At 66.1% G+C, this 25,460-nt stretch carries 26 protein-coding genes and 1 pseudogene; 19 read left to right on the top strand and 8 right to left on the bottom strand.

Annotation, left to right across the window (positions count from 1 at the left end; all coding sequences use genetic code 11):
- Positions 1-70: 70 nt before the first annotated feature.
- Positions 71-544, top strand: a complete 474-nt coding sequence (locus tag BST12_RS19055) for an SRPBCC family protein (RefSeq protein WP_083114689.1) — start codon at positions 71-73, stop codon at positions 542-544.
- Between the two features lies 1 nt (position 545).
- Here BST12_RS19055 and BST12_RS19050 read toward each other — a convergent pair whose 3' ends face one another.
- The gene (locus BST12_RS19050; protein WP_083114688.1) at positions 546-1,100 is read right to left on the bottom strand and encodes a pyridoxamine 5'-phosphate oxidase family protein; all 555 of its coding nucleotides are present in this window, start codon (positions 1,098-1,100) and stop codon (positions 546-548) included.
- A 160-nt stretch (positions 1,101-1,260) separates the two neighbouring features.
- Here BST12_RS19050 and BST12_RS19045 point away from each other — a divergent pair, with 160 nt between their 5' ends.
- A complete protein-coding gene (locus BST12_RS19045; RefSeq protein WP_211281306.1) occupies positions 1,261-1,896 on the top strand; it encodes a TetR/AcrR family transcriptional regulator in 636 nt (211 codons plus the stop codon).
- Here the strand turns inward: BST12_RS19045 and BST12_RS19040 are convergent.
- Positions 1,873-2,490: a TetR/AcrR family transcriptional regulator gene (locus tag BST12_RS19040; protein ID WP_083114686.1), complete on the bottom strand. Its 618-nt coding sequence runs from the start codon at positions 2,488-2,490 to the stop codon at positions 1,873-1,875. The two genes, BST12_RS19045 and BST12_RS19040, sit on opposite strands and share 24 nt — an antisense overlap.
- Before the next feature lie 88 nt (positions 2,491-2,578).
- On the opposite strand from BST12_RS19040, the gene BST12_RS19035 reads away from it, so the two are divergent.
- The 3 genes from BST12_RS19035 to BST12_RS19025 all read left to right on the top strand — a co-directional run bounded on the left by BST12_RS19035 (position 2,579) and on the right by BST12_RS19025 (position 6,660).
- The gene (locus tag BST12_RS19035; RefSeq protein WP_083114685.1) at positions 2,579-3,232 is read left to right on the top strand and encodes a TetR/AcrR family transcriptional regulator; all 654 of its coding nucleotides are present in this window, start codon (positions 2,579-2,581) and stop codon (positions 3,230-3,232) included.
- Between the two features lie 78 nt (positions 3,233-3,310).
- Positions 3,311-5,092, top strand: a complete 1,782-nt coding sequence (locus BST12_RS19030) for a flavin-containing monooxygenase (protein ID WP_083114684.1) — start codon at positions 3,311-3,313, stop codon at positions 5,090-5,092.
- A complete protein-coding gene (locus BST12_RS19025) occupies positions 5,089-6,660 on the top strand; it encodes a flavin-containing monooxygenase (RefSeq protein WP_083114683.1) in 1,572 nt (523 codons plus the stop codon). Before BST12_RS19030 ends, BST12_RS19025 begins: the two co-directional genes overlap by 4 nt.
- Here BST12_RS19025 and BST12_RS19020 read toward each other — a convergent pair.
- A complete protein-coding gene (locus BST12_RS19020) occupies positions 6,600-7,757 on the bottom strand; it encodes a Zn-dependent alcohol dehydrogenase (protein WP_083114682.1) in 1,158 nt (385 codons plus the stop codon). The two genes, BST12_RS19025 and BST12_RS19020, sit on opposite strands and share 61 nt — an antisense overlap.
- A gap of 128 nt (positions 7,758-7,885) precedes the next feature.
- On the opposite strand from BST12_RS19020, the gene BST12_RS19015 reads away from it, so the two are divergent.
- Positions 7,886-9,562, top strand: coding sequence for a PE family protein (locus tag BST12_RS19015; RefSeq protein WP_083114681.1), 1,677 nt, complete (start codon positions 7,886-7,888; stop codon positions 9,560-9,562).
- Between the two features lie 17 nt (positions 9,563-9,579).
- On the opposite strand, the gene BST12_RS19010 is transcribed toward BST12_RS19015, so the two are convergent.
- The gene (locus BST12_RS19010) at positions 9,580-10,392 is read right to left on the bottom strand and encodes an SDR family oxidoreductase (RefSeq protein WP_264062663.1); all 813 of its coding nucleotides are present in this window, start codon (positions 10,390-10,392) and stop codon (positions 9,580-9,582) included.
- Positions 10,393-10,417: 25 nt separating this feature from the next.
- On the opposite strand from BST12_RS19010, the gene BST12_RS19005 reads away from it, so the two are divergent.
- Positions 10,418-11,017 carry a class I SAM-dependent methyltransferase gene (locus BST12_RS19005; RefSeq protein ID WP_083114706.1) on the top strand — a complete coding sequence of 200 codons (600 nt, stop codon included), beginning with the start codon at positions 10,418-10,420 and terminating at the stop codon, positions 11,015-11,017.
- On the opposite strand, the pseudogene BST12_RS19000 reads toward BST12_RS19005, so the two are convergent.
- Positions 11,014-11,601, bottom strand: a pseudogene (locus BST12_RS19000) (SDR family NAD(P)-dependent oxidoreductase). The gene BST12_RS19005 and the pseudogene BST12_RS19000 overlap by 4 nt on opposite strands.
- Positions 11,602-12,015: a nuclear transport factor 2 family protein gene (locus BST12_RS18995; RefSeq protein ID WP_083114678.1), complete on the bottom strand. Its 414-nt coding sequence runs from the start codon at positions 12,013-12,015 to the stop codon at positions 11,602-11,604.
- Between the two features lie 130 nt (positions 12,016-12,145).
- Between BST12_RS18995 and BST12_RS18990 the strand changes: the two genes are divergently transcribed.
- The 6 genes from BST12_RS18990 to BST12_RS18965 all read left to right on the top strand — a co-directional run bounded on the left by BST12_RS18990 (position 12,146) and on the right by BST12_RS18965 (position 16,180).
- Positions 12,146-12,679 (top strand): MmgE/PrpD family protein, encoded by a 534-nt coding sequence (locus BST12_RS18990; protein ID WP_245850429.1) that lies wholly within the window; start codon positions 12,146-12,148, stop codon positions 12,677-12,679.
- 32 nt (positions 12,680-12,711) lie between these two features.
- On the top strand, positions 12,712-13,485 hold the full coding sequence (locus BST12_RS18985; RefSeq protein WP_083114676.1) for a DUF2127 domain-containing protein: 774 nt from the start codon (positions 12,712-12,714) through the stop codon (positions 13,483-13,485).
- An 81-nt stretch (positions 13,486-13,566) separates the two neighbouring features.
- Positions 13,567-14,043: a PaaI family thioesterase gene (locus BST12_RS18980; RefSeq protein ID WP_211281302.1), complete on the top strand. Its 477-nt coding sequence runs from the start codon at positions 13,567-13,569 to the stop codon at positions 14,041-14,043.
- Positions 14,040-14,507 (top strand): winged helix-turn-helix transcriptional regulator, encoded by a 468-nt coding sequence (locus tag BST12_RS18975; RefSeq protein ID WP_083114675.1) that lies wholly within the window; start codon positions 14,040-14,042, stop codon positions 14,505-14,507. Before BST12_RS18980 ends, BST12_RS18975 begins: the two co-directional genes overlap by 4 nt.
- A 20-nt stretch (positions 14,508-14,527) precedes the next feature.
- Positions 14,528-15,301: a 5'-methylthioadenosine/adenosylhomocysteine nucleosidase gene (locus BST12_RS18970; RefSeq protein WP_083114674.1), complete on the top strand. Its 774-nt coding sequence runs from the start codon at positions 14,528-14,530 to the stop codon at positions 15,299-15,301.
- A gap of 72 nt (positions 15,302-15,373) precedes the next feature.
- Complete coding sequence (locus tag BST12_RS18965) at positions 15,374-16,180, top strand: SDR family NAD(P)-dependent oxidoreductase (protein WP_083114673.1); 807 nt, start codon at positions 15,374-15,376, stop codon at positions 16,178-16,180.
- 10 nt (positions 16,181-16,190) lie between these two features.
- On the opposite strand, the gene sigC is transcribed toward BST12_RS18965, so the two are convergent.
- On the bottom strand, positions 16,191-16,745 hold the full coding sequence (gene sigC, locus BST12_RS18960; protein ID WP_083114672.1) for an RNA polymerase sigma factor SigC: 555 nt from the start codon (positions 16,743-16,745) through the stop codon (positions 16,191-16,193).
- A 126-nt stretch (positions 16,746-16,871) separates the two neighbouring features.
- Between sigC and BST12_RS18955 the strand changes: the two genes are divergently transcribed.
- A complete protein-coding gene (locus tag BST12_RS18955; RefSeq protein ID WP_211281305.1) occupies positions 16,872-19,139 on the top strand; it encodes a heavy metal translocating P-type ATPase in 2,268 nt (755 codons plus the stop codon).
- A 3-nt stretch (positions 19,140-19,142) separates the two neighbouring features.
- Positions 19,143-19,853 (top strand): zf-HC2 domain-containing protein, encoded by a 711-nt coding sequence (locus tag BST12_RS18950; protein ID WP_083114670.1) that lies wholly within the window; start codon positions 19,143-19,145, stop codon positions 19,851-19,853.
- Positions 19,854-20,022: 169 nt separating this feature from the next.
- On the opposite strand, the gene BST12_RS18945 is transcribed toward BST12_RS18950, so the two are convergent.
- On the bottom strand, positions 20,023-20,832 hold the full coding sequence (locus BST12_RS18945) for a class I SAM-dependent methyltransferase (protein ID WP_083114669.1): 810 nt from the start codon (positions 20,830-20,832) through the stop codon (positions 20,023-20,025).
- Positions 20,833-20,943: 111 nt separating this feature from the next.
- On the opposite strand from BST12_RS18945, the gene BST12_RS18940 reads away from it, so the two are divergent.
- The 4 genes from BST12_RS18940 to fadD10 all read left to right on the top strand — a co-directional run bounded on the left by BST12_RS18940 (position 20,944) and on the right by fadD10 (position 25,458).
- A complete protein-coding gene (locus BST12_RS18940) occupies positions 20,944-22,359 on the top strand; it encodes a PPE family protein (protein ID WP_083114704.1) in 1,416 nt (471 codons plus the stop codon).
- A gap of 101 nt (positions 22,360-22,460) precedes the next feature.
- Complete coding sequence (scoE, locus tag BST12_RS18935; RefSeq protein ID WP_083114668.1) at positions 22,461-23,339, top strand: (3R)-3-[(carboxymethyl)amino]fatty acid oxygenase/decarboxylase; 879 nt, start codon at positions 22,461-22,463, stop codon at positions 23,337-23,339.
- Positions 23,336-23,890 (top strand): FcoT family thioesterase, encoded by a 555-nt coding sequence (locus BST12_RS18930; protein ID WP_083114667.1) that lies wholly within the window; start codon positions 23,336-23,338, stop codon positions 23,888-23,890. Before scoE ends, BST12_RS18930 begins: the two co-directional genes overlap by 4 nt.
- Entirely contained in the window at positions 23,887-25,458 is a 1,572-nt protein-coding gene (fadD10, locus tag BST12_RS18925; protein ID WP_083114666.1) for a fatty acid--CoA ligase FadD10, read from the top strand. The genes BST12_RS18930 and fadD10 overlap by 4 nt, the downstream gene beginning before the upstream one ends.
- Positions 25,459-25,460 lie beyond the last annotated feature (2 nt).

Genomic DNA, 25,460 nt, shown 5'->3' with positions numbered 1-25,460 from the left:
GTATATACGTCAAGAGGCGGCATCCGGTCTGGGCGGCCAGAACCGGAAAATGCCGAGTAGATTTCTCCCAATGACAGTCATAGTTGTCGACAGAGGACCCCGGCGAATCAGCCGCCGGACTGAAGTGGCCGCGCCGGCGGCCGAATTGTTCGCGATCGCCGCGGATCCCCGGCGCCACAGTGAGCTGGACGGCTCGGGAACGGTCCGGGACAACATCGATGCCCCGGCGAATCTCGTTGAGGGATCTAAGTTTTCGACCAAGATGCGGATGTTCGGCCTGCCATACCGCATCACCAGCACGGTGACCGCCTTCAAGCCTTATGAATTGGTGGAATGGCGCCACCCGCTGGGGCATCGCTGGCGGTGGGAATTCGAGTCGCTCTCGCCCACGCTTACCCGGGTCACCGAGACGTTCGACTACCACGATGCGGGCATGCTCAAGAACAAGCTGAAGTACTACGAGCGGATGGGTTTCGCGAAGGCCAACGCAAAGGGCATCGAGGCGACCCTGGCCAAGCTGCGTGAGCGGTACGCCGAGAAGTAGGTCAAGCCGGGTCGCCGGCGTCCCACGGCACGACGCCGGATACCCAATGGCTCAGTTCCCGCACCTGGTCATTGCGGTGTAGGTGGCGCGGCGGCGTCGCGAACGTCTCGTAGGGCCGACAGCGGATCGCCACCCGGTTCTCTTTTTCGCACATCGCCGCTACCGACGGGCGCGCCTCCTCGCCGAGTGGCTGGCCCGACATCCGGCCGGCCACCGCCATCATCACGTCCACCGCGAGATCGCGGTCCCGGTCGAGGGTCGCGTCGGCGTAGACCTGCAGATAAGTAAACGGCCACCGCTCGTCCAGGACGCACAGGCTGATCTTGCCGTCGCGCTCGATCACGCGGGCCTTGCCGCGCCCGGCCATGGTGGATACCAGCAGTTCGTCGTCGTCGGTGGGGACGTAATAGACGACCGACATGCCGGGGCCATCGTTACGGCGGCGATAGCCGAACACGCAGGTGCGGTGGGTACGTACGAATTCCCGTCGCTCGGACGGCAGCATGTCGCGGTCCGTCGGCGCGGTGAACGGTTCTGCGGCTAGAGGGAGAAGCATGTGAAACGTCCTCGCTGTCAGAGGGTTGATTCCCCGGCGTAATTACGGATACAGTGTGTCCAAAATTGCTCGGCCGTGTCAAGCGGCAAGTGGACCCGAATGGACCTCGATGGATAACGTGCAAGCCCCTGGCCGGTCCCGCGGGCGGCCGGCCATACCCCTGGACCGGATACTCGACGCCGCCCTCGAGCTCGTCGACGAGCGCGGTGCCGATGCCCTTTCCATGCGGTCGTTGGCGCAACAACTGGGGTCGGGCACCGCAACCCTCTACCGCCACTTCGCCAGCCGCAATGAACTCGTCGCCCAGGTGGTCGACCGCATGCTCGGCGAAGTCGACCTCAAGAACGCTGAGATGGCCGGACTGCACTGGGAGCAGGCCTGTATCTCGTTCGCCCAGGGCATGTTTGAGGCTCTGGCGCGGCACGGCAACGTCGCGCCGTTGTTGATCGGGCACGTTCCAATCGGACCCAATGCGATGGCCCGGCGGGAACTCGTGCTGGCCGTCCTGCTCGACAACGGATTCCCGCGGGCCATCGCCGCGCACACCTACGCCACGCTGGTCCGTTATGTGCTCGGCTTCGCGATCCAGCTTTCCGGCTCGGCCGAGACCGACGCTGAGGATGCTGAATTGTCCGCCGCTTTCCGGGAACTGGACGCCGACCGCTATCCCTCGGTAGTCGCCGTCGCCGCCGAACTTCCCGTCCCGCTGGCCGACGAGTTCACCTTCGGGTTGGAACTCATCGTCGCCGGGCTGGAGCGGCTGCGCACGCCGTTACGGGTTGACCCCGGCGAATAGCGTGCCCCTGATGAGCTTCTTGACCGACTCCAGGCTGGCCTGATAGGCCTCCGGAGGCAGGTTGGCGGCCTGTTCGGACAGGCCGCGCGTGAGCGCACAGATTGCCTCCACCGCGGCCACGTGGCGGGTTTCGGGCCCGACGATTTCGTTGACCACTTCCCGCAGCGCGCGCGAACCCGGGTAGTTGGGCCCCCCGCGCCGCGACTGGGCAGTGCCTTCGGCGCGCAGCGCCCGCAAGAATGCGGCCAAATAGGGATAGTCGTGCATCAGCAGTTTCGACTCGTCCAGCACGGCGCCGAGTCGGTCGACGACATCATCGGATCGTGCGGCGGCGGCACGCAGTCGCGGCAACACGATGTCTTCGATCTCCTGACCGGTCGCCTTGAGCAGTTCGGCCTTGTTCGGGAAGTAGTGATACAAACTGCCGCTGGTCATATCGGCGGCCCGGGCGATCTCCCGGATGGTCGCCTGCGAGTACCCGACCTCGGCCACGCACCGCATGGCGGCAGTGGTGATGCGCCGGCGAGTTTCCTCGCCGACAGCGCCGACAGGCCGGCCCAGCTGAGCTCCCGCTTGAGACGAGCCGACGGTCATGCCGCGAACCCCTAACCGTCGCCGAAATTAACTGATCAGTCGAATATATTCGAGTCGAATATATTCGACGGGTGAGGACACAACCACAATGACCCAGTCGCAGCTGGGGCGCCCAGTTGGCGCGAGTGGCGAGGAAACCCGCCAGCGCATCATTCGTGCCACCATGCAATGTGTGGCCGAGGTCGGCTACGCCCGGGCAACCATACGTGAAATCGCCCGTACCGCAAAGGTGACCAGCGCCAGCCTGTACAACTACTTTCCGAACAAATCCGAACTGATCAAGGCCACGATCGCGGCCCGGGCCGAGGCTTCCATGCCACGGCTTCGCCGGGCCGCCACCATTGACGGCACCATCGTCGAGCGAATCGAGGCGATACTCGACGAGTGCGGTCATTTGATGCGTGAATACCCAGACCTGGCCGCATTCGAATGGGCCATCCAGGCCGAATATCTGGTCATCCCGGATTCATCCGCGCCCGCGCAAAACGGGAACACGACGGCGGCCCCCGTAATGCAGCCGGGGTTTGGGACATTCCGCGAAATCATCGAAGGTGTCGTTGCCGACGCCTGCCGCCGAGGTGAGCTCGGTGACAGTCCGGACCCGGACGCTGCGGTCGAGGCGATCTATGCGCTGATGTATGGCTTGACCGAGTTGGCGGCGACGTTGCCGCCGGAGGGATATCAGGCGTCGCTGGGTTCGGCCAAAGAATTGGTCCGCGGCACTTTGTTCGCCAATTCCTAGCTTTTCCGGGCGTTGACATCTTCCCCTGATACGATCGGCCGATTGATTAGTCGGGGTCATCCAGAGGGAGTCGAGGCCTTGACCGAAACCATCGGCTGCGCGTTGGACGTCGATGCGCTGCGCCAGAAATATGCCGAGGAGCGGGCAAGGCGACTACGCCCCGACGGGATCGCTCAGTATGTGGAGATCGCCGGCGATTTCGCCCGCTTCGGTGACGACCCGTGGGCCGATCCCGGCTTCACACGCGAACCGCTTACCGACGAAGTGGACGTGGCGGTCATCGGCGCCGGCTTCGGTGGGCTGCTGACCGGTGCGCGGTTGCGTGAGCTGGGCGTGAAAAGCGTGCGGTTGATCGACAGAGCCGCCGACGTGGGCGGTACCTGGTATTGGAACCGGTATCCCGGCATCGCCTGCGACGTCGAGTCCTATGTGTACATGCCGCTGCTCGAGGAGCTGGGCTACATCCCCAGGGACAAGTACGCCCGGGGCGCGGAGATCTTCGCGCACTGCCGCCGCATCGCCGAGCACTACGACCTGTACCACGACGCCTGCCTGCAAACCGATGTGCATGAGATCCGTTGGGATGCCACGGATTCCCGCTGGATCATTCGCACCAACCACGGCGACGAGATGCGGGCCAGGTTCGTCTCCATGGCCAACGGCTATCAAGCCAAGCCCAAGCTGCCCGGAATCCCGGGCATCGGCACGTTCGGCGGTCATACGTTCCACACCAGCCGCTGGGACTACGCGTACACGGGCGCGCATCTGGAAAAGCTCGCCGACAAGCGCGTCGGCGTCATCGGCACCGGAGCGACTGCGGTGCAATGCGTTCCGCATCTGGGCGCCGCAGCGCAGCAGCTCTACGTGTTTCAGCGCACTCCGTCATCGGTCGACATCCGGGCCAATGCAGCCACGGATTCGCAGTGGGCCAACACATTACGGCCGGGCTGGCAGCGCCAGCGCATCCAGAATTTCCAGATCCTCACCGCCGGCGGCCAAGCCGAGGAGGATCTGGTCGCCGATGCCTGGACGAGCATCACCCGCAAGCTTCCGGTTATGCGCCACGACACCGACGGGTCGGTGAGCCCCGAGCAGCGCACGCGCGACATCGAGATCGCCGATTTCGCCAAGATGGAGGAGATCCGGGCCCGCGTCGACGGCATCGTGACCGATCGCGCGACCGCGGAAGCGCTCAAACCCTGGTACGGGTACTTCTGCAAACGGCCCTGCTTCCACGACGAGTATCTGCAAACCTTCAACCGGGACAACGTCACGCTGGTCGACACTCTCGGGCGCGGCGTCGACCGCATCACCGATTCCGGCGTCGTCGTCGGCGGGGTGAGCTACGAGCTCGACTGCCTGATCTTCGCAACGGGTTTCGAGGTGGGTACTGATTATTGCCGCCGCACCGGATTCGAGCTGATCGGCCGCGATGGCATGACCTTGACCGACCGATGGCACGACGGTGTGCGCACGTTTCACGGTTTGTGTGCCAACGGTTTTCCGAATTGCTTCATCGAAAGCATCGCCCAGGCGGGGCTGACGGTGAACTTCCCCTACCTGCTCGATGTGCAGGCCACCCACGCCGCGTGGATCATCGCCTGGGCGCTCGAACACGGTGTCACCGAGGTCGAGGCCTCGGCCGGTGCCGAAGCGGCCTGGGTCGACATGGTGGTACAGCGCTCGGCGCTGACCGCCGAGCGGGCCGAATCGTGCACACCCGGCTATTACAACCGGGAAGGCAAGGCGGACGCCAAGACTCGGCAGGGCAGCTTCTTCTTCGGCGGGCCCACCGAGTATGCCGACATCCTGGAATCCTGGCGGGTGCAGGGGGACCTGCAGGGGGTCGACATCCGATGACGCGCCGGCGGCGATACGTCATCGGCCGGCTCGCGGCGGCCGGCCGCCGCCGGGGTTCACCGAAGGTGGCGATCATCGGAGCCGGGTTCGGCGGTCTGGGTGCGGCAGTGGCACTGCGCCGCAGGGGTATCGACGACCTGGTGATCATCGAGGGCGCCGACGGTGTGGGCGGCACCTGGCGGCGCAACATCTATCCCGGTGCGGCCTGCGACATTCAGAGTCACCTGTATTCGTTCTCGTTCGCACCCAACAAATCGTGGACCCGCACCTACGCGCGTCAGCCCGAGATCCTGGCCTATCTGGAGTCGGTGGCCGACAACTTCGATCTGCGCCGTCACCTGATGCCGGGCACCCGGGTGCATACCGCCCGCTGGAATGAGGACACCTCGCAGTGGGATTTGGCCGCGGACCGGGACGGTTGTCCGGTCTTGCTTAGCGCCGACGTGGTGGTCAGCGCGGTCGGGCTGTTCGGCGCGATGAAGCTGCCCGACATTGCGGGCCTGGACGGCTTCGGCGGCACGCTCATGCACACCGCGCAGTGGGACAACAGCATCGATCTGACGGGTAAGCGGGTGGCCGTCATCGGCACCGGCGCCAGCGGAGTGCAGGTCGTTCCCGAACTGGCGAAGATCGCCGGCCAGGTGTCGGTGTTTCAGCGCACCCCGCCCTGGATGGTCCCCAAGGACGACCGTCCTTACAGCGCAACGGAATTGGCGCGGTTCGCCCGCGATCCCCTGGCCACGCGCCGGGCGAGGTGGCAGATCTGGAAGTTCCAGCACGACAACACCGCGACGTTCGCCGACGATCCGGTGGTGGCTGCCCGCTCGCAGTTCGCGACCACGTTCCTGCAGCGCGTCGTTCCCGATGAGGGGCTGCGGCAAGCGCTGACACCGGACTATCCGTTTCGCTGCAAGCGGGTGCTGCTGGGCGAGGACTTCTACCGCGCGCTGCAGCAACAGCACGTCGATCTGGTCACCGATCCCATCGAGCGGGTCACCACGAGCTCGGTTGTTACCGCGGCCGGTGACGCGATCGATGTCGACGCGATAGTCCTGGCCACGGGTTTCGAGACGTCGCAATACCTTTCGGGCATCGAGGTGATCGGCGCCGGTGGTCAGCGGTTGCACCAACGCTGGGGCACCGACCCCAGCGCGTATCTCGGTGTGGCCGTGAGTGGATTTCCGAACTTCTTCATGCTGTACGGCCCCAACACCAATCAGGGCGGCAACTCGATCGTCTACATCCTGGAGGCCGGCGCACGACTGGTGGCCAGCGCCGTAGTCCGGCTGGCCCGTCGCGGCGGCTACGTCGATGTCCGTCCGGAAGCCGAAAAACGTTACAACGACGAGCTTTCCGCGGACCTCGAGCGCACCATCTGGACCCAGTGCACCAGCTACTTCCGGTCACCCAGCGGCCGCATCGTCACCCAATGGCCCTACACCGAGCTGGAGTATGCCCGCCGGACTTGGCGGCTGCGGCCGCGGGATTGGCTGCACGCCCCCGGCGGTCAGTCCAGCCCGAAATCGATGACCCCGCGAATCAATTCGCCGGCAGCCAGATCGGTGTAGGCGTCGTTGATCTCGTCGAGGCCGTAGCGCTTGGTGATCATCTCGTCCAGAAGTAGCCGGCCCGACTGGTAAAGCGTGGCCAGCAGCGGAATGTCGCTCTTGGGATTGCAGGAGCCGAATACGGTGCCGGACAACGTCTTGTTCATCAGGATGAACTCTTGCAGGCCGAACTCGACCGAATTCAATCCCGGCGACGGCAACCCGGCGAGCACACAAGTGCCGGCCTTGCGGGTGAGCGTCAGCGCTGCGGCCACGTCGGCCGCGCCGATCATCGCCGGCGCGACGACGACCGCGTCGGCCATCACGCCGCGGGTCAGCTCCCGCACCAGCTCGATTGCCTCGGTTGCCGTCGCCGCGGTGTGGGTGGCGCCGAAGGTGGGCGCGCACTCGCGCTTGAACGCGACCGGGTCGACCGCGACGATCCGGGCGGCGCCGCTGATGCGCGCACCCTGGATGGCCGCGCTGCCGATGCCGCCCGTACCGATCACCACCACGGTGTCGCCGCCGCGGACGTTGGCCCGGTTCACGGCCGAGCCGTAGCCGGTCGGCACCGCACACGCCAGCAGTGCGGCGGGCACCAGCGGCAGCTCCGCATCGATCTTGACCAGCGAATCGGCCGAGACGACGGTGTGCTCGGCGAACGCCCCGATCTTGGAGACGTGTCCGAGGTTTCGGCCGTCGGCGCTGTGATGGCGAAAGGTGCCGTCGGTCGGCATGCCGGGGGCCAGGGTTCCAGATCCGGTGTCGCACAGGTATTCCATGCCCGAGGCGCACCACCGGCACTGCCCGCACACCGCTACGAACGACGTCACCACATGGTCACCGGGCGAGAATCGGGTCACCCCGGGGCCGACCTCGACCACCACGCCGGACCCTTCATGTCCGCCGATGGTGGGGGACATCGAGGGCAGCCCCAGGTCGCGCAGGGTCTCCGGCGGCGGGGCCAGCTTGCCCTGCCGGATGTGTTCGTCGGAATGGCACAGCCCGGTGGCAGCGAGTCGGATCAGCACCTCGCCGGCGCGCGGTGGATCGAGCTGGAATTCCTCAACGGTCCACGGACGGCCGTACTCATAAAGGATGGCCGCCCGGCTTCTCATCGACTCGTGCCCTCTCTGTCGTGGTCACGATAACTACCTCGGCGAAAACGGCCACACGAATCGCCGCGGCGTGTTTACTATCAAACGATTGATTATATGACGCGCGTTGAATTGCCGGAAGGTCAGCTATGTCGTATTTGGTCGCGGTTCCCGAATTCTTATCATCGACGGCGTCGGATTTGGCAGGAATCGGGGCGGCGCTGAGCGCCGCGCGTGCCGCGGCGGCGCTGCCGACTACCGGGATTCTGCCGGCCGCCGCGGACGAGATTTCAGCCGCGGTGGCCGCGTTTTTCGCCGGCAACGGTAGGCAGTATCAGGCGCTGAGTGCCGAGGTGGAGGCGTTTCACGAGCAGTTCGTGAAGGCGCTGACGGCCGGTGCCGGGTCGTATGCGGCCGCCGAGTCGGCCAATGCCAATCCGCTGGAGCAGGCGGCGCTCAACCTGATCAACGGGCCCACCCAGACGCTGTTGGGCCGGCCGTTGATCGGCAACGGCGCCGACGGGTTGTCCGGCACCGGCCAGGACGGCAAACCCGGCGGGTTGTTGTACGGCAATGGCGGCAGTGGCGGTTCGGGTGCGGCCGGGCAGCCCGGCGGCAACGGCGGCAGTGCGGGGCTGATCGGCAATGGCGGCGCCGGCGGGCAAGGGGGGGCCGGCGTCGACGCCGCCAAGGTTGCTCCGGCCGGTGGCCGCGGGGGCAACGGCGGGCTGTTGCTCGGTGACGGCGGCGCCGGCGGCACCGGCGGGACGGGCATCACTCCCGGGCCTGGCGGGGCCGGCGGATCCGGCGGGCTCCTGGGCGGCCATGCCGGTCAGGCCGGCGCGACGGGGGCCAAGATCACCGTGCCCAGCAACCCTAGTGACCCCGGGAATCCGGGCAATCCGGGCAACCCGGGAAATCCGGGTGACCCGGGCAATCCCAGCGACCCGGGCAATCCGGGCACACCGGGACAAAACGCGGTTGATGCCGCCAAGAACGGCGATCTCAAGTCCTCCAACGGAGGCACCATCACCAATCCCGACCTCAAGGAAATCTCGGGCATTGATGCCGGAATCAACAATCCCAATGTCTATTGGGTGCACAACGATTCGGGCGACACGGCGCGGATATTCGCCGTCGATGCAAAGTCCGGCCAAACACTGGGGACATTCAAACTCGGCGGTGCCACGGCCAGCGACTGGGAGGATATCGAGGTCGCCAAGGGACTGGACGGCAAGTCCTATATCTATGTCGGCGACATCGGCGACAACGGTCTATCCCGCAGCGACGTGGCCATCTATCGGGTCCCCGAGCCGATTGTCACCGGCACCGCTGCCAATCCGCAGACCACCACGCTGAGCGGAGTTCAGCGGCTCGGCCTGACCTACCCCAACGGCGAGAAGATCAACTCCGAATCGCTGGCGGTCGACCCGCGTTCGGGCAACATGATGATGATCGAGAAAACCAGCGGCACAACCTCGCGCGTCTATACCGTCGCCGACAGCGCCTGGGGCTCCAGCGGCGACACCACACTGCAACAGGTCGGGACGCTGGACCTATCCCACGCCGGCTCGAAGCTGGTCACCAGCGCGGACTTCTCGCCGGACGGTTCGGAATTGGCGATCCGCACCTACCGCGACGTGTTGCTGTGGAACCGCGCCGACGGGACCACCGCGTGGGCACCGCTCAGCCAGCAGCCGGTGGACGGCCCAGTGGTGAGCGAAACGCAGGGCGAGGCGGTCGCCTTTTATCCCGACGGTTCGGGCTATGTCACGGTGAGTGAAGGGACGAGCCAGACCCTGCACCTCTATTCGCAAAACACGTGACGACCTAGCTGGGCGGGCTAGGTGGCCTGAGACTTGGCCGCCGCGACGACGCCGCCGTCGACCAACAGGTCGGTGCCGGTGATGAAGGTTGCCTCGGGACCGAGCAGGAAAGCGGCAGCGGCGGCAATGTCGGCGGCTGTCCCAATGCGGCCCGTACCGGACATGGCGATCATCGCCCGCATGCCGTCGCCAACCGGCGAGGCGAGTTCCTGCTGCCCCATCGGCGTCGAGATGATGCCGGGGCTGATCGAATTGATCCGCGCGCCCCGCCGGCCCCACTGAATGCTGGCCGCCCGGACGCGAACGTGGTTGGCCTGCTTGGCGATTGCATACGCAAGTCCCGGATATTCCTGACTGGACACGAAGTCGAGGTATTGGAGTTGATCGGGTGGGTTGTGAGCCAATGCCTTTTCTTGCTCGGCGGTCAGCGGGGGAAGCAAATGCCCGGCCATGCTGGCGATGACCACACCAGCGCCGCCGGGGGCGATCACCTCGCCGAACTCCTGCAGCACCAACGCGACGCCGAGTAGATCCACCGCCACGATCGCTTCGGCAGGGGCCTGCGCCGGGGAAAGGCCGGCGGTGTGTGCGAGCTGGGTTACGTTGCCCAGTGCCGCCGCGTATTCGGCGAGCGCGCGCACCGAATCCGGCGACGAAACATCGACCGCACGGCTTTCGATGCAATGGCCGTCCCCGGACAGCGACGCGGCGACCGACGCCAAGGCATGCTCGTCGTAGTCGGCTAACAGCACCGTCTTGCCCGAGCCGAGCCGCCGGGCAATCGCCTGGCCCATGCCGCCGACGCCGATAACGGTAAGCACTTCCGTCACCGGACCAGGGTATAGCTTCGGTGGGATGTCGCCGGACCAACCGTGGAACATCAATATCCACTACGACGGGCTGCTGGATACCAAAGTGCCACCTGGTGCGCGTCGCGTGCTGGATGTCGGATGCGGGGACGGATTCCTGGCAGCCCGCTTGGCGAAGCGCATACCGGAGGTCGTTGCGCTCGACGCCGACGCGCCCGTCCTGCAACGTGCCCGGGTCCGCTTTGCCGGCATGCCCATCCGGTGGGTGCACGGCGATGTCATGACGGTCGCACTGCCCGAAGCGGATTTCGACGCGGTGGTTTCCAATGCCGCGCTGCACCACGTCGCGGACACCCGCGCCGCGTTGCGCCGGCTCGCCGGGCTGGTGGCGCCGGGCGGGACACTGGCCGTGGTCACTTTCGTCAAGTTCTCGCCGCGAAACATATTGTGGCACTTGAGCACCGCGGTGGCGTGCGGAGTCGTCAACCGTGTCAAGGGCAAGTGGGAACACAGCGCTCCCATCAAGTGGCCGCCCAACGATACGACGGCGCAACTGCGCGCCCACGTTAACGCGGCGCTGCCCGGTGCCAGCATCCGCCGCTTGCGCTACGGCCGGGTCTTGATCGCCTGGCGCGCCCCGGGCTAGCCGGCGGCACCCATCGTCACGGCGGCGGCTTGGTTGCGGATGATCGAACCCAGGAACTGCGGCGGCGCGCATGGTTTCCCCGACCATCAAAGTCGGTCCGCTGCCCAGGTTCTCGAATGCCTCGGTGATCGCCTCGTCGCTTCGGCGAAGACCATGTCGAACGCCTTGGAGGCGCCGTAGGCGGCGATGTTGGGTCCGCCGGCCAGCCCGGCGCCGGAACCGAAGAGGACGATTCCGCCGCTGCCCCGCTGGGCCATGGCCGGGGCGAAGTGATGGCACAGCTGCATCGGCACCATGCAGTTGCGCTGCACCATTGCCTCCGCGGTTGCGATCGGGCCGGCCAGGAAGGGCTGGTAATTCGGGTCGCCGCCGGCGCAGTAGACCAGGAAACCGACTTCGAGATCAGCGGTGGCCGCGATGATGGCCGCCGACGCGCCCGGCTCTGCGAGATCTATGGCCAGAGTCCGGGTTCGCGCGCCTGTCTGCGAATTAATCTCTGCCGCAACACGATCGAGCGCTGTCTGCCGGCGGGCCAACGCGCCGGCAACCGATGCCCAGGGTCGGTACTTCGCGGCAAATGTCACTTAAGTGCCCCCAACCGTGCTCACGCGCACCACGGTGAACCGGCGCCGGGCGATGCGCCACCCGTCGGGCGTACGGACGATTTCGTCGTCGTAGAAACCGATGCCGTTAACGCCAGTCTGGTTGTCGGCCATCATGATCAGCGCGTCGACATAAGTGCGCGCCACGGCCGTGTCGCCGTCGATCGTGATGACCTGATTGCTCAACCGGTGCAGCAAATGCCCGGCCGTCGCATGCACCTTGTCCATGAATTCGGTGACGGCATCGACACCCTTCCATGCGCCGATCTCGCCGTAGTCGAGTTCGCAGTCCGCGGTGAACACCGTGCGGAACAGCGGCCAGTCGCGCCGATCGATGCCGGTGGCGTAGCGCACCAGCAGATCGGAAATATCCTGGCGGTCCTGGGATTCGGTCATGCGAAATCACTGTAAAAGCCGCGGCGTAGCGGCTCAAGCAGTTGGCGACCATGTTGCGATTTGAAGGGCGATATCGCCGGCGCTATCGCATTCGCCGGTCGGTTGTGGGAAGGTTCGGCCGTGCAACCGGGTGACCACGTGGTCGACGAGCTGGCCGGTTTTGTCGTCGCCGCCGGAAGCCTACGGCGACAAAGAACATCCGTGGACCAAGGAGCAGGCCGACTACAACCTCGAATACCTGGCAGCCGTCGCACTGCTGGACGGCGGCGTCGGCCCCGAACAGCTCGAAACCGAACGAGTCCGGCGCGCCGACGTCCAAGACCTGTTGGCGCGCGTCGATGTCCGGCCGGCAGCCGATCTCACCGCCGGCTATCCGGGTCGCACCGCGCCGCGGGTGCGCGTCGCGATGCGCGACGGGCGGGAGTTCAGCCGGGAGGAAGCGGAGTACGAGAGGTCGCCCACCCGGCCGCTGTCCTGGGACCGTGTTGTCGAGAAATTTCACTGGCTGGCCGAACCGTTCTGCGACGACGGCCTGCGCAATGACATCGTCGCCGCGATCGACCGCATCGACGAGCTTCCGACCGCCGAACTCACCAGCCTGCTCGGCGCGGTGAACCTTACCGCCCAACGTCCACGTAGCGCGCGGCGACTGATGAAAGAATGATCGGCGCATCGCTCGCCAGCTAAGGAGCGCAAGTGGCCAAGCATGACAATCGTGGCACCAACCGGTGGGAGTTGATCACCTGCGCGATCAGCGGGCACGCCACCTACGCACCCGACGACGAAGAACTCGCCGATCGGCTGCACGCCAAGACGAAGCTCGGTGAGGTGTGGCGCTGCCTGCGCTGCGGCGACTTCGCCCTGGGGGAACCGCATGGCCGTGGCCAGCCCGAAGATGCGCCAATGATCATGCGCGGCAAGGCATTACGTCAGGCCCTCATCCTCCGTGCGCTCGGCGTCGAGCGGCTGCTGCGGGCGCTGGTGCTGGCGCTCGCTGCCTGGGCGGTGTGGGAGTTCCGCGGTGCCCGCGGCGCCATCCAGGCCACGCTCGACCGCGACCTGCCGGTGTTCCGCGCGGCCGGTTTCAAGGTCGACCAGATGTCGGCGGTACAGGAGCTGGAAAAGGCACTGGCGGCAAAGCCGTCGACCTTGGCTCTGATCACCGCGATGCTGGCCGGCTATGCGGTGCTGCAGGTCGTCGAGGGCGTCGGCCTGTGGTTGCTGAAACGCTGGGGCGAGTACTTCGCGGTGATTGCGACGTCCATCTTCCTGCCGCTGGAAATCCATGACCTGGCCAAGGGCATCACGATGACCCGGGTCGTGACCTTCGGCATCAATGTCGCCGCGGTGATCTACCTGTTGGTCTCGAAGCGATTGTTCGGTCTGCGCGGCGGACGCAAGGCCTACGACGAGGAACGCCACGGCGAGCAGCTGCTCGACCTGGAACGCGCGGCCATGACGGCGATCTGACTTGACTAGGGTTTAGTCAGCGGTGAGTATGTGAGCATGGGCAACACGGCTTGCGGCACAACGAATATGGAACGAACCCGGTTGATCGAATGGGCAGATCCCACGATCACGGCCCGAGCCGCCCCTGGCCGCAGTGGCCTGGAGTTTCTACAGGCCATGGTCGATGGGGAGTTACCGCCACCGCCGATCATGCAGACGCTGGGCGCGCGGCTGGAATCGGTCGCCAAGGGCGAAGCGGTGTTCACGATGACGCCAACCGAGTCGCACTACAACCCGATCGGCTCGGTACACGGCGGGGTTTATGCCACGCTGCTGGACTCGGCCGCGGCCTGCGCGGTGCACAGCATGTTGGCGGCCGGCGTCGCCTACACCAGCCTGGACCTGTCGGTTCGGTTCATCGGGGCGATCAGCGTCGATACCGGACCGGTCAGCTGCACGGGAACCGTCAAGCATCTGGGGCGGCGCACCGCCTTGGCGGAAGCGGTGCTTACCAGTCACACCGGCAAGCTGCTGGCGACCGCGACGAGCAACTGCCTCATTCTCAATCCCGCGCCATGAACCTGTCGGGTCCGCTCGCCGACCGGGATCGCTGGACGGTCGCCGATTGGTGCCCGATGGAGCGGGCACTGCAACTGATCGGCACCCACTCGGCGATGGTGTTGCTTCGCGAAGCATTCTGGGGTGCAAGACGTTTCGACGAATTGGCCCGCCGCGCCGGGGTGACCGAGCAGATCGCCGCCAAGCGGCTGCGCCAGCTTGTCGACGCCGGGCTGCTGATCAAGCAGCCGTATCGGCAGCCGGGGCAGCGCACCCGCTACGAGTACGTGCTGACCGACCGCGGCCGTGACCTGTATCCGGTGCTGGTCAGCCTGATCGAGTTCGGCAGGCAGCTGCAAGGCGACGCCAGTGCGATGGAACTGGTTCACGAAGGCTGCGGCGCACCCTTGGTGCCCAACGTCCGGTGCACTGCTGGACACGACGTCTCGTCCGCCGACGCGACAGCGCGAATTGTGAAGCGCTGATCCGCCGTACAATCACGCGCGTGGCGATCGGCATCATCTGCGCAATTCCGCCGGAGTTGACGTATCTGCGCGGCCGCCTGCGCGACACCGAACGCACGACGGTGGCTCAGATCGCCTTCGACAGCGGGGAACTCGACGGGCAACCGGTGGTGTTGGTCGCCTCAGGCATGGGCAAAGTCAACATGGGGCTGGTCGCTACGCTGCTCGTCGATCGGTTCCATTGCAGCGCAATCGTTTTCACCGGAGTTGCCGGGGGGCTGGATCCGCGGCTGCGCATCGGCGACATCGTGATCGCCGACCGGGTGGTGCAGCACGATTTCGGCCTGACCATGAACGAGCAGCTGCATACTTATCAGCCCGGCCACATTCCGTTCATCAACCGGACCGAGCGGCTTGGCTATGAGCCCGACCCCGAGCTCATGGCTCGCGTCAAACGCCGTCTTGCCGGTATCACGTTGCCGGCGCTGTCGAATGTTCCGGACGAAGGGTGCCCACCGCGCATCACCTACGGCACCGTCCTGACCGGCGACCAGTACTTGCACTGCGAGCCGACCCGTATCCGGCTGCACAACGACCTCGGCGGTGTCGCGGTCGACATGGAAAGTGGTGCGCTGGCGCAAGTCTGCGAATCCTTCGGCGTGCCTTGGCTCGTCGTCCGCGGCCTGTCCGATCTGGCCGGTACCGACTCGGGTCTGGACTTCCAGCGCTTCCTCAAAGACGTCGCGGCCAGGTCGGCGCGCGTCCTACTGTGCGTGCTGCCCACGCTCGCGCCGACGGGCCCGGGAAGCGCGTAGGTTCGCCGGTCGAGGCGCTGCGGGCGAGCTGAGGTCGGTGCAACCGCGGGGCCCGGCGAGTACGGTCCTCGTATGGCTCTCCCACCACCAGGAAAAGACCGCGCTGCCATTGTCACCGGTGCCTCGTCGGGCATTGGGGAGGAATTCGCCCGCATACTTGCCCAGCGCGGCTATCAGGTTGTCCTGGTGGCCCGCAGCGTCGAAAAGCTCGAGGAGATCGCCGGGCGGCTGGGTGCCGACGCACACCCGCTGCCCGGCGATCTGTCCGACCGAAACGACCGGGCGAGCCTGTTGGATCGCGTCTCGGCGCTGGGCCTGGTTCCCGACATACTGGTCAACAACGCCGGGCTGTCCACCACCGGAGTGGTCGCGAAATCGGTTCCGGAGAAAGAACTTAACCTGGTCGAAGTCGACGTCGCCGCGGTGGTCGACCTGTGCAGCAGGTTCTTGCCGGGAATGGTCGAACGGCACCGGGGTGCCGTGCTCAACGTGGCATCGGTGGCCGCCTTCGGCCCGCTGCCCGGACAAGCGGCGTACGGCGCTGCCAAGGCGTTCGTGTTGTCCTACACCCACAGCCTTCGTGGTGAACTGCGCGGCACCGGAGTCACCGCGACCGCACTGTGCCCGGGGCCGGTGGACACCGGATTCGGCGAGGCGGCCGGCTTCAGCAAAGAGGAAGCCGATGCCGCGCTGCCCAAGATCATGTGGGTCCCCGCGGACAAAGTCGCCCAGGCCGGCATCGACGGTCTGGCGGCCGGCAAGGCCGTCGTCGTCCCGGGTCTGGCCAACCGGATCTCGTCGTCGCTATTCAGGGTGGCACCACCGGAATTGATGCTGCCGTTCCTGGCGCGCAACCATCCGGCGCTAAAACGCAAGTAGCGCAAGCGAATTAGCCGGCGCAGTCGCTCTCGTTGGCCGCGCGCAGCAGGTCGTCACGGGCCCTGGCCACCCGGGACCGTACCGTGCCGATGGGGCATCCGCAGACCTCGGCCGCTTCGGCGTACGACAGGCCCAGGACCTGGGTGAGCACCAGGGCTTCGCGGCGGGTGGCCTCCAGCCCGTCCAGCAATATGCGGATCTCCACCATGTTCTCGATGCGAGTGCCACGCCGGTCGCGCCCGAACGCATCGTCGAGGTCGGCCACGTGGGACAGGCGGGGCCGGCTCTTGTTATAGCGAATCTGATCGACGACCACCCGTCGCGCGATCGACAGCAGCCAAGTGCGCGCCGTCGAACGGCCGGCAAAGCGCGGCAGCGCGTCGATCGCGCGCAGGAAGGTTTCCTGGGTCAGGTCGTCGGCGCTGGCCGGATCGGCGAGATAGGCGACGGTCCGCCAGACATCGCGCTGGGTGGCACGGATGAATTCCGAGAGTGCGGCCCGGTCGCCCCGGCCGGCTGATTTGGCGAGGGAAGTAATTTGGTCGTCATCGCCGCCTGTCGCCACGGGAGTTGAGCCTAGGCCATGACGGCTGCGAACATGCAGGGAACTCATTGCCGGGCTGTGACGACTCTTGTATGTGAGTTGTCTATGCGGGACGCGGTTGGCAGGAGGTGAGGGCCCAGGATGTCGATGACGATCGCGGCGACTGACGCACATTCGGTGCGTGAGCAGCTGGTACAGCTCGAGATCACGGGGATGTCGTGTGCATCCTGCGCCAACCGCGTCGAGTCGACGCTCAACGCGCTGCCCGGCGTACGGGCCTCGGTGAACTTCGCCACCCGGGTGGCAACCGTCGAGGCCGACGAGCAGACCAGCACCGCCGCGCTGTGCGAGGCCATCGAGCGGGCCGGCTACCAGGCCCAGGTACACCCGGCCGGCGGCAGTTACGACAGCGATCCCGACGCTCGGCACGCGCGCTACCTCTTACTTCGGCTGGGCGTGGCCGCGGTGTTCTTCGTGCCGCTGGCTCATCTGTCGGTGATGTTCGCGGTGGTGCCCAGCTCACGTTTCACCGGCTGGGCGTGGGTGCTCACCGCGCTGGCGCTGCCGGTCGTGACCTGGGCGGCGTGGCCGTTCCACAAGGTGGCGCTGCGCAACCTGCATACCTGCAGCGCATCCATGGAATCGCTGATCTCGGTCGGAATCACGGCGGCCACCGTGTGGTCGCTGTACACCGTGTTCGGCCAGCATCGGGTCACCGAACGCCAGGGCGTATGGCAAGCGTTGCTGGGCAGCGACGCCATCTACTTCGAAGTCGCCGCGGGTGTCACGGTGTTCGTGCTGGCGGGGCGCTATTTCGAGGCGCGGGCCAAATCCAAGGCGGGCGGCGCGCTGCGGGCGTTGGCCGCGCTGAGCGCCAAGGATGTCGCCGTGCTGCAGCCCGACGGATCCGAACTGGTCATCCCGGCCGACGAACTCGAAGAACAGCAGCGCTTTGTGGTGCGCCCGGGTCAGACGATCGCCGCCGACGGTTTGGTGGTCGAAGGATCGGCCAGCGTCGACCTGAGCGCGATGACCGGCGAAGCCAAACCGATCCGGGTGGATCCCGGTTCACAGGCGATCGGCGGCACCACCGTGCTCGACGGCAGGCTGATCGTGGAGGCCGCCGCCGTCGGCGCCGATACCCAGTTCGCCGGCATGGTTCGGCTGGTCGAGCACGCGCAGGCGCAAAAGGCCGACACTCAGCGACTGGCGGACCGGATCGCCTCGGTGTTCGTTCCGTGCGTTCTCCTGGTGGCGGCAGTGACCGCAGCGGGTTGGCTGATCGCCGGCGGCGGCGCCGACCGGGCCTTCTCGGCCGCACTCGCCGTACTGGTCATCGCGTGTCCGTGTGCGCTGGGACTGGCGACCCCGACCGCCATGATGGTCGCCTCCGGCCGCGGCGCCCAACTCGGGATCTTCCTCAAGGGCCACCGCTCGTTGGAGGCCACTCGCGCGGTGGACACGGTCGTGTTCGACAAGACCGGCACGCTGACGACGGGCCAGTTGACGGTGAGCGCGGTGACGGCCGCACCCGGCTGGGATGCCGACGAGGTACTCGAACTGGCGGCGACGGTGGAGGCGGCCTCCGAGCACGCTGTGGGGCTGACGATCGCCGCCGCCGCACAGCAGCGCGCAACGGTGGCCGACTTCCGTGCCGTGGCCGGCCGCGGCGTCAGCGGCAGCGTGGACGGACGGACGGTCCGCGTCGGCAAACCGTCGTGGGTCGCACCCTCCTGCGGCTCGCCGGCTTTGGTCGCGGCGCGCCGGGTTGCCGAATCCCGCGGCGAAACAGCGGTTTTCGTTGAGGTCGACGGTGACCTGTGCGGTGTCGTCGCGGTGGCCGACGCGGTGAAGGACTCGGCCGCCCCCGCGCTGACGGCACTGCACGATCGTGGCTTTCGGACCGTGCTGCTGACCGGTGACAACCCGGCGTCGGCGGCGGCGGTGGCCGCGCGCGTCGGCATCGACGAGGTGATCGCCGACATCCTGCCCGAAGGCAAGGTCGACGTCATCGAGCAGTTGCGGGCGCGCGGGCGCGTCGTCGCCATGGTCGGCGACGGCATCAACGACGGACCGGCGCTGGCGTGCGCCGACCTTGGCATGGCGATCGGGCGCGGCACCGACGTCGCGATCGGCGCCGCCGACATCATCCTCGTTCGCGACAACCTCGATGTGGTGCCGTTGGCGCTCGGTCTGGCCGCCGCGACGATGCGCACGATCAAGGTCAATATGCTCTGGGCGTTCGGCTATAACGTTGCCGCCATTCCGATCGCCGCCGCGGGTCTGCTCAACCCGCTGATCGCCGGTGCGGCCATGGCGCTCTCGTCGTTCTTCGTCGTGTCAAACAGCTTGCGATTGCGCAACTTCGGGGCCGGAAATCCCGGGAACATTTCGCCGAGAATGCGCGACTATTAAGGCATGGATTGCGAGGTTGCGCGCGAAGCGTTGTCGGCCAGGCTCGACGGCGAGCGCGAGCCGGTGCCCTCGGCGCGAGTTGACGAGCACGTCCAGCAGTGTGCCGACTGCCGCGATTGGTTTGATCAGGCGGCAGACCAGGCGCGCTCGCTGCGCCGGCTGGTCGAATCCCGGGCGGTGATCACCGCTCTCGGCCCTGTTGGGATCGGGCGGGTCCCGTCGCGGCGGCGGGTGCGGATGAGTTGGTCGCGCTGGGCGTTGCTGGGCGTGGGAGTCGTGCAGCTTGTCCTGGCGGTCGTACAGGGGCTAGGCCTGAGAGTGGGGCTGGCGCATGGGCACCCGGCCGGTTCCGCAAGCCATCTGCTCAACGAATCCACTTCATGGTCGGTGGCACTGGCCGTGGTCATGATCGGTGCGGCGTTGTGGCCGCGCGCGGCTGCCGGTCTGGCCGGCGTGTTGACGGTGTTCGTCGGTGTCCTGTCGGTCTATGTCGTCGTCGATGCACTGTCGGGTGCCGTCTCTGCCATGCGGATCCTGACGCACGTCCCGGTCCTGATCGGCGCGGTGCTGGCGATCGCGGTGTGGCGAAGCGTTTCGGCTCCCCGGCCGCCGTTGGACGGCGTGGCCGAAGATCCTGATATCGTGTTGCCGCCCAATGCATCTCGCGGCCGTCGGCGCGGCCATTTGTGGCCGACCGACGGATCGGCGGCCTAGCGACCTTGACCTGGAAGGACGCCGTGTCCGATCCAGATTCGAACCGCGATATCGCCTGCGATATCGCCTTTTGAAGGGCACTATTGCCCGGGAGCGCCGGTCTCAACCATGAGTGCCTTTTGAATTGCGATATCGCAGGCGATATCGCGCAGGGGTCCCTAGCGGCGGATCAACCGAATTCGACGACCGTCACCGGCGCCCGCAACCGGTCGAGCGCAGGCAGCTTGTACAGCAACGAAATAGCGCCGCGCAGCAACTTGCCCCGTCCGGGTGGCGCGGGAAGTTCCCGCACTGTGCGGATGCCGTCGATGGCGCGCAGTTCGTCATATTGGTTGGCGGTGAACCAGAATGGCATCGCCGGTGCCGTGTAGTGCTCGCTGAGCCGGAAGCCGCGCCGCTGCGAGTACACGCTCAAAAACCACGGGATGCTGTCAAAGACCAACTGGCCGTTCGGAAATCGCTTAGCGCAGGCCGCGATCAGATCGAACACCGCCTCACGCTGTAGGTACTGGAATAGCCCCTCGGCGGTGATCAGCACCCCGTTGGTGTCGTCGACCTGGTCCATCCACGAGTACTCCAGCGCGGACTGGGCGCAGTAACGCAACCGGTCCGACGGCGGCAGTAGCTGCCGGCGCAGCGCCACGATGGGCTCGAGGTCCACCGAAAGCCAGTTCAGCCGGCCGTTGTCGAGGCGCCAGAAGCTGGTCTGCAGCCCCTCGGCGAGGGCGACCACAGTGGCGCGCGGATTGCTGGCCAGGTATTGGCGGGTCGCGCCGTCAAATGCCAAGGCCCGCAGGGCAGTAGCCTGGTGCGTCCGGCCGAAGTGTTGGTAGTCGTAGTCGAGGCCGTCGCGCAGGGCGATGGCCGTCGCGTCGTCGATGATGCCGTCGGCGCGTGCGGCTTCGGTTGCCCGTTGATGCAGTGTGAGCAGCGCGGTTTCGGATATGCCGTCGAGATGACGGGCATCGATGACTGGCACGGATGAACTATATATAGCGCCCGGCCGGAACTTTCGCCCCGCTGTAGCCGACTACACGGCAAGTGATGGAGGGCAAGGAGGTTCAAGATAGCCCTGATGGGGATGGCGTGGATGGCTTTGCCTCCCGAGGTGCACTCGACTCTGTTGAGCGCCGGGCAAGGTCCGGGATCATTGCTGGCTGCCGCTGCGCAGTGGCACGAACTCAGCAGTCAATACGCGCGGGCGGCCGCGGAATTGGGTCAGCTGCTGGCCGAGGTCGCCGCCAGTAGCTGGCAGGGCAGCAGCGGCGCCCAGTACGTGGCCGCGCACGGCCCGTACCTGGCCTGGCTGGAACGGACCTCGATGGACAGCGCGGTCACCGCCCTACAGCACGAAACCGTCGCCGCCGCGTACAGCAGCGCCCTGGCCGCCATGCCGACTTTGGCGGAATTGGCCGCCAATCACCTGACCCACGGCGTCCTGACCGCCACCAACTTCTTCGGGATGAACACCATCCCGATCGCCCTCAACGAGGCCGATTACGTCCGGATGTGGGTGCAAGCCGCCGAAACCATGGCCACCTATCAGGCCATCAGTGCGGCGGCGACGTCGGCGATACCGCCCACCCAGCCGGCGCCAACCATCCTGGTACCCTGGGCCGAAGCCGAAAGTGTCCCGCAGGCCATTCCGAATTGGCTCGTTCAACTCTTCAAGGACATCCTGGATTTCATCGCCAATCCGTACAAATATTTTCTCGAGTTCTTCCAGCGAATGGGGTTCAGTCCCGCCGTTGCCGTCCTTCTCGCCGTAATCGCCCTGCAGTTGTACGACTTCCTCTGGTATCCGTATTACGCGTCGTACGGCTTGTTGCTGCTGCCGTTCTTCGCACCCGCTTTGAGTGCCCTGAGCGCCCTGGCGTTGCTGCTGAACACAGCGCCCGCGGCCGGAGCGATTCCGGTTGCCGCGGCGCCGAATTCCGGCCAGCAGGCTGGTTCGGGCGCTCGGGTGGTGGCGGCCTCAGGCGGGTCGGCCGCCTTCACCGCGGGATCGCAAACCAGCACGACAGCACCCGGCACCCCGGCTGCGGCAACAGCTAGCAGCACTGCCCCGGCGGTCGGCATCGGCTACGCAATACCCGGTCTGACTCCCCCCGCCGTGGGCTTCGGCCCGAAGGCCGGGACCGAATCGAGCGCGCACGCCAAGGACAGCGTCGCGGCCGCTGCCGCAGGTCGACTGGGTGTGCCCGCCCGGCAGCGGCGCCGGCGGCGCGGTAGGAGCACGTCCGGAGCGCATGGTTACCGTGACGAATTCCTGGACGCGACCGCCACCACGGGCGACGATGCCGACCCGCTCGGCACCAACGAATTCGACACCCTGTTGGCCGGTAGCCAGGGCGCCGGGCCGCTCGGTTTCACCGGCACCGCGCCCACCACCAATGCGGGTGCCACCGGAATCGTCCAGCGGTCGCCGGACAGCGCGAGCATTACCGTCCCGGTGCTTCCCACTACCTGGCCACTCGGCGCCGAGCGATCGGCCGGCGCCGGATAGGGAACTTTTCGCCGCCGTGTCCGACTGTTCTCGTAGTGCCCGAGGCCGCGCCAATGTCGGTGCGCCCTACTGCCACGAAATGACCGAGGAGAAGACAGTCCATGACGCTCAGGACGCTCAACGTGAAAGGCGAGGGGCTTGGGGCGCAAGTCACCGGCATCGATCCCAAGAACCTGGACGACATCACCACGGCAGAGATCCGCGACATCGTCTACGAACACAAACTCGTCGTTCTCAAAGACGTGCATCCGTCTCCGGAGGAATTCATCAAGCTCGGCAACATCATCGGTGAAATCGTCACCTATTACGAACCGGTCTACCACCACAAGGAATATCCGCAGATCTTCGTCTCGTCCACCGAGGAAGGCCAGGGGGTGCCGAGGACCGGCGCGTTCTGGCACATCGACTACATGTTCATGCCGGAACCGTTCGCGTTCTCCATGGTGCTGCCGCTGGCGGTACCCGGCCCCGACCGCGGGACGTACTTCATCGACCTCAACAAGGTGTGGGAATCGCTGCCCGCAGCGCAGCAGGACCCGGCTCGCGGAACGTTCAGCACCCACGATCCGCGCCGGCACATCAAGATCCGCCCACGCGACGTGTACAAGCCCATCGGTGAAGTGTGGGACGAAATCAACCGGACCACACCACCGATCAAGTGGCCCACCGTGATTCGCCATCCCAAGACCAAGCAGGAAATCCTCTACATCTGCGCGACGGGTACCACGTCGATCGAGGACAAAGACGGAAACCTGCTGGATCCATCCGTGCTGCAGGGACTCATGGCCGCGACGGGCCAGCTCGACACCGAGTACAAGTCCCCGTTCATCCACACCCAGCACTACGAGGTCGGCGACATCATCCTGTGGGACAACAGGGTTCTCATGCATCGCGCGAAGCACGGCACCGCTAGTGGCACCCTGACCACGCATCGCCTCACCATGCTGGATGGCCTCAAGACACCGGGGTACGCGGTATGAGCACCACCGACCTGACCGAGTCGACGCCAGTGGTACTGGATTCCGCCGAGACAGCCCCGATCACCGAGGAACTGCTGTGCCGGGTGCTGGAGCCCTACTCCTACAAGGGCTCTCGCTACCTGCTCGACGCGCAATACCGAGCAACTCCCGACTCGGTTCTGGCATATGGAAATTTCACCATCGCCGAATCCGCCTACATTCGCAGCACCGGGCACTTCAACGCGGCGGAGCTGATCCTGTGCTTCAACCAGCTCGCCTACAGCGCTTTTGCCCCGGCCATTCTCAATGAGGAGATTCCGGTGCTTCGGGGTTGGTCGATCGCGGACTACTTCGACTACCAGTTGCCCAGCATGCTGATCAAGACCACGGCGACGCGCTTCCGCAGGCCGATCAACGCGCAGAAATTCTCCGCACGCTTGCTGTGCAAGGACTTTCGAGTCATCGACCGGGCATTGCGCTATCTGCTGGTGCCCTGTGCCATCGAGTTCTGGGACGAGGACGGCGGCTCCGCGTCCGGTGAGATCGAGCTGGCCGCCCTGAACATCCCGTGAAGCACACCGTATGGGAACGGATCTACGACCAGGCGCGGCAACGACCCGAAGCAATCGCCTTGCGCCGCTGCGACGGAACAAGCGCAGTGCCGTATCGACGGCTCGTCGCCGAAGCGGAGATACTAGCCGCCGATCTTCATGCGCGGTCGGTGTCCCGTGGATCGCGGGTCCTCGTCATCGCGGACAACGGCCCCGAGACATACCTGTCGGTGTTGGCCTGCGCTCGGATCGGCGCGATCGCCGTCATGGCGGACGCCAATCTGCCAGGCGCCACCATCGGGCGGTTCGGTGAAATCACCGGGCCGGCCGCGGTTCTCATCACGCGGGGGAGCAGAATCGGCGCCACCGCGCTGCCCGACGGGTTACGGTCGGCGCCCACTCTCTCCGTCGATTTGACCGTTGCCGCAGCGGATCCCGTCTCGCCTGCCGAGGTGGCGTGGCCCTCGGAACTGGGTGCCGAGGATCCGCTGGCGATGATTTTCACCAGCGGCACGACGGGCGAGCCGAAGGCGGTGCTGCTGGCCAACCGCACGTTCTACGCCATCCCGGACACTCTTCGCGACGCGGGACTGGACTGGATCACCTGGGTCGACGGCGAAACCACCTATTCACCGTTGCCGGCCACACACATTGGCGGATTGTGGTGGATTCTTACCTGTTTGATGCGCGGCGGGGTGTGCATCACCGGGGGTGAGAACACGGCGTCCCTGCTGGAGCTGCTGAACGTGAACGCCGTGGCGACGACGTGCCTGGTGCCAACGCTGCTCTCGAAGCTGGTGTCCGAGTTGAAGTCTGGTGACGCCGGCGTTTCTCCGTCACTGCGCCTGGTTGGCTACGGCGGTTCGCGGGCCATTGCGGCCGATGTACGATTCATCGAATCCACCGGGGTTCGTACCGCTCAGGTCTACGGGTTGAGTGAAACCGGTTGCACCGCTTTGTGTTTGCCGACGGACTCCGGCTCGATCACCAAGATCGAGGCGGGCGCGGTGGGCCGGCCCTACCCCGGCGTAGAGGTGTATCTAGCCGGCGGCCAGGGCAGCAGCCCAACCGCACCGGGAGCACCGCCGTCGTCCGCGTTCGGAACGTTGTGGATAAGGTCACCGGCAAACATGCTGGGGTACTGGAACAATCCCGAACGCACCCGAGAGGTTCTCGTTGACGGCTGGGTGAACACCGGCGATCTGTTGGAGCGGCACGAGGACGGCTTCTTCTACATCAAGGGCAGATCGTCGGAGATGATCATCTCCGGCGGGGTGAACATCGCGCCCGATGAGGTGGACCGCATCGCCGAAGGTGTCGCGGGAGTCCGCGAGGCCGCATGCTACGAGATTCCCGACGCGGAGTTCGGCGCCCTGGTGGGTCTGGCCGTGGTCGCGTCGGCAGATCTGGACGAGGCAGCGGCGCGCAAGCTCAAGCAGGCGATCGCGGCGCGTTATCGCGATGAATCGGAGTCGATGGCCCGCCCGTCGACAATCGTGCTGGTCGCCGAAATCCCACGAACGCAGTCCGGCAAGGTCATGCGAGTGTCGTTGGCAGCGGCGGCAAACGGAGCAACCGTTGCTGGTTGAAA

This window comes from Mycobacterium angelicum (assembly GCF_002086155.1).
In the GTDB taxonomy this organism is placed as follows: domain Bacteria; phylum Actinomycetota; class Actinomycetes; order Mycobacteriales; family Mycobacteriaceae; genus Mycobacterium; species Mycobacterium angelicum.
Note: the sequence above shows the minus strand (reverse complement) of the source record. Positions and strands in the feature narration are given on the sequence as shown.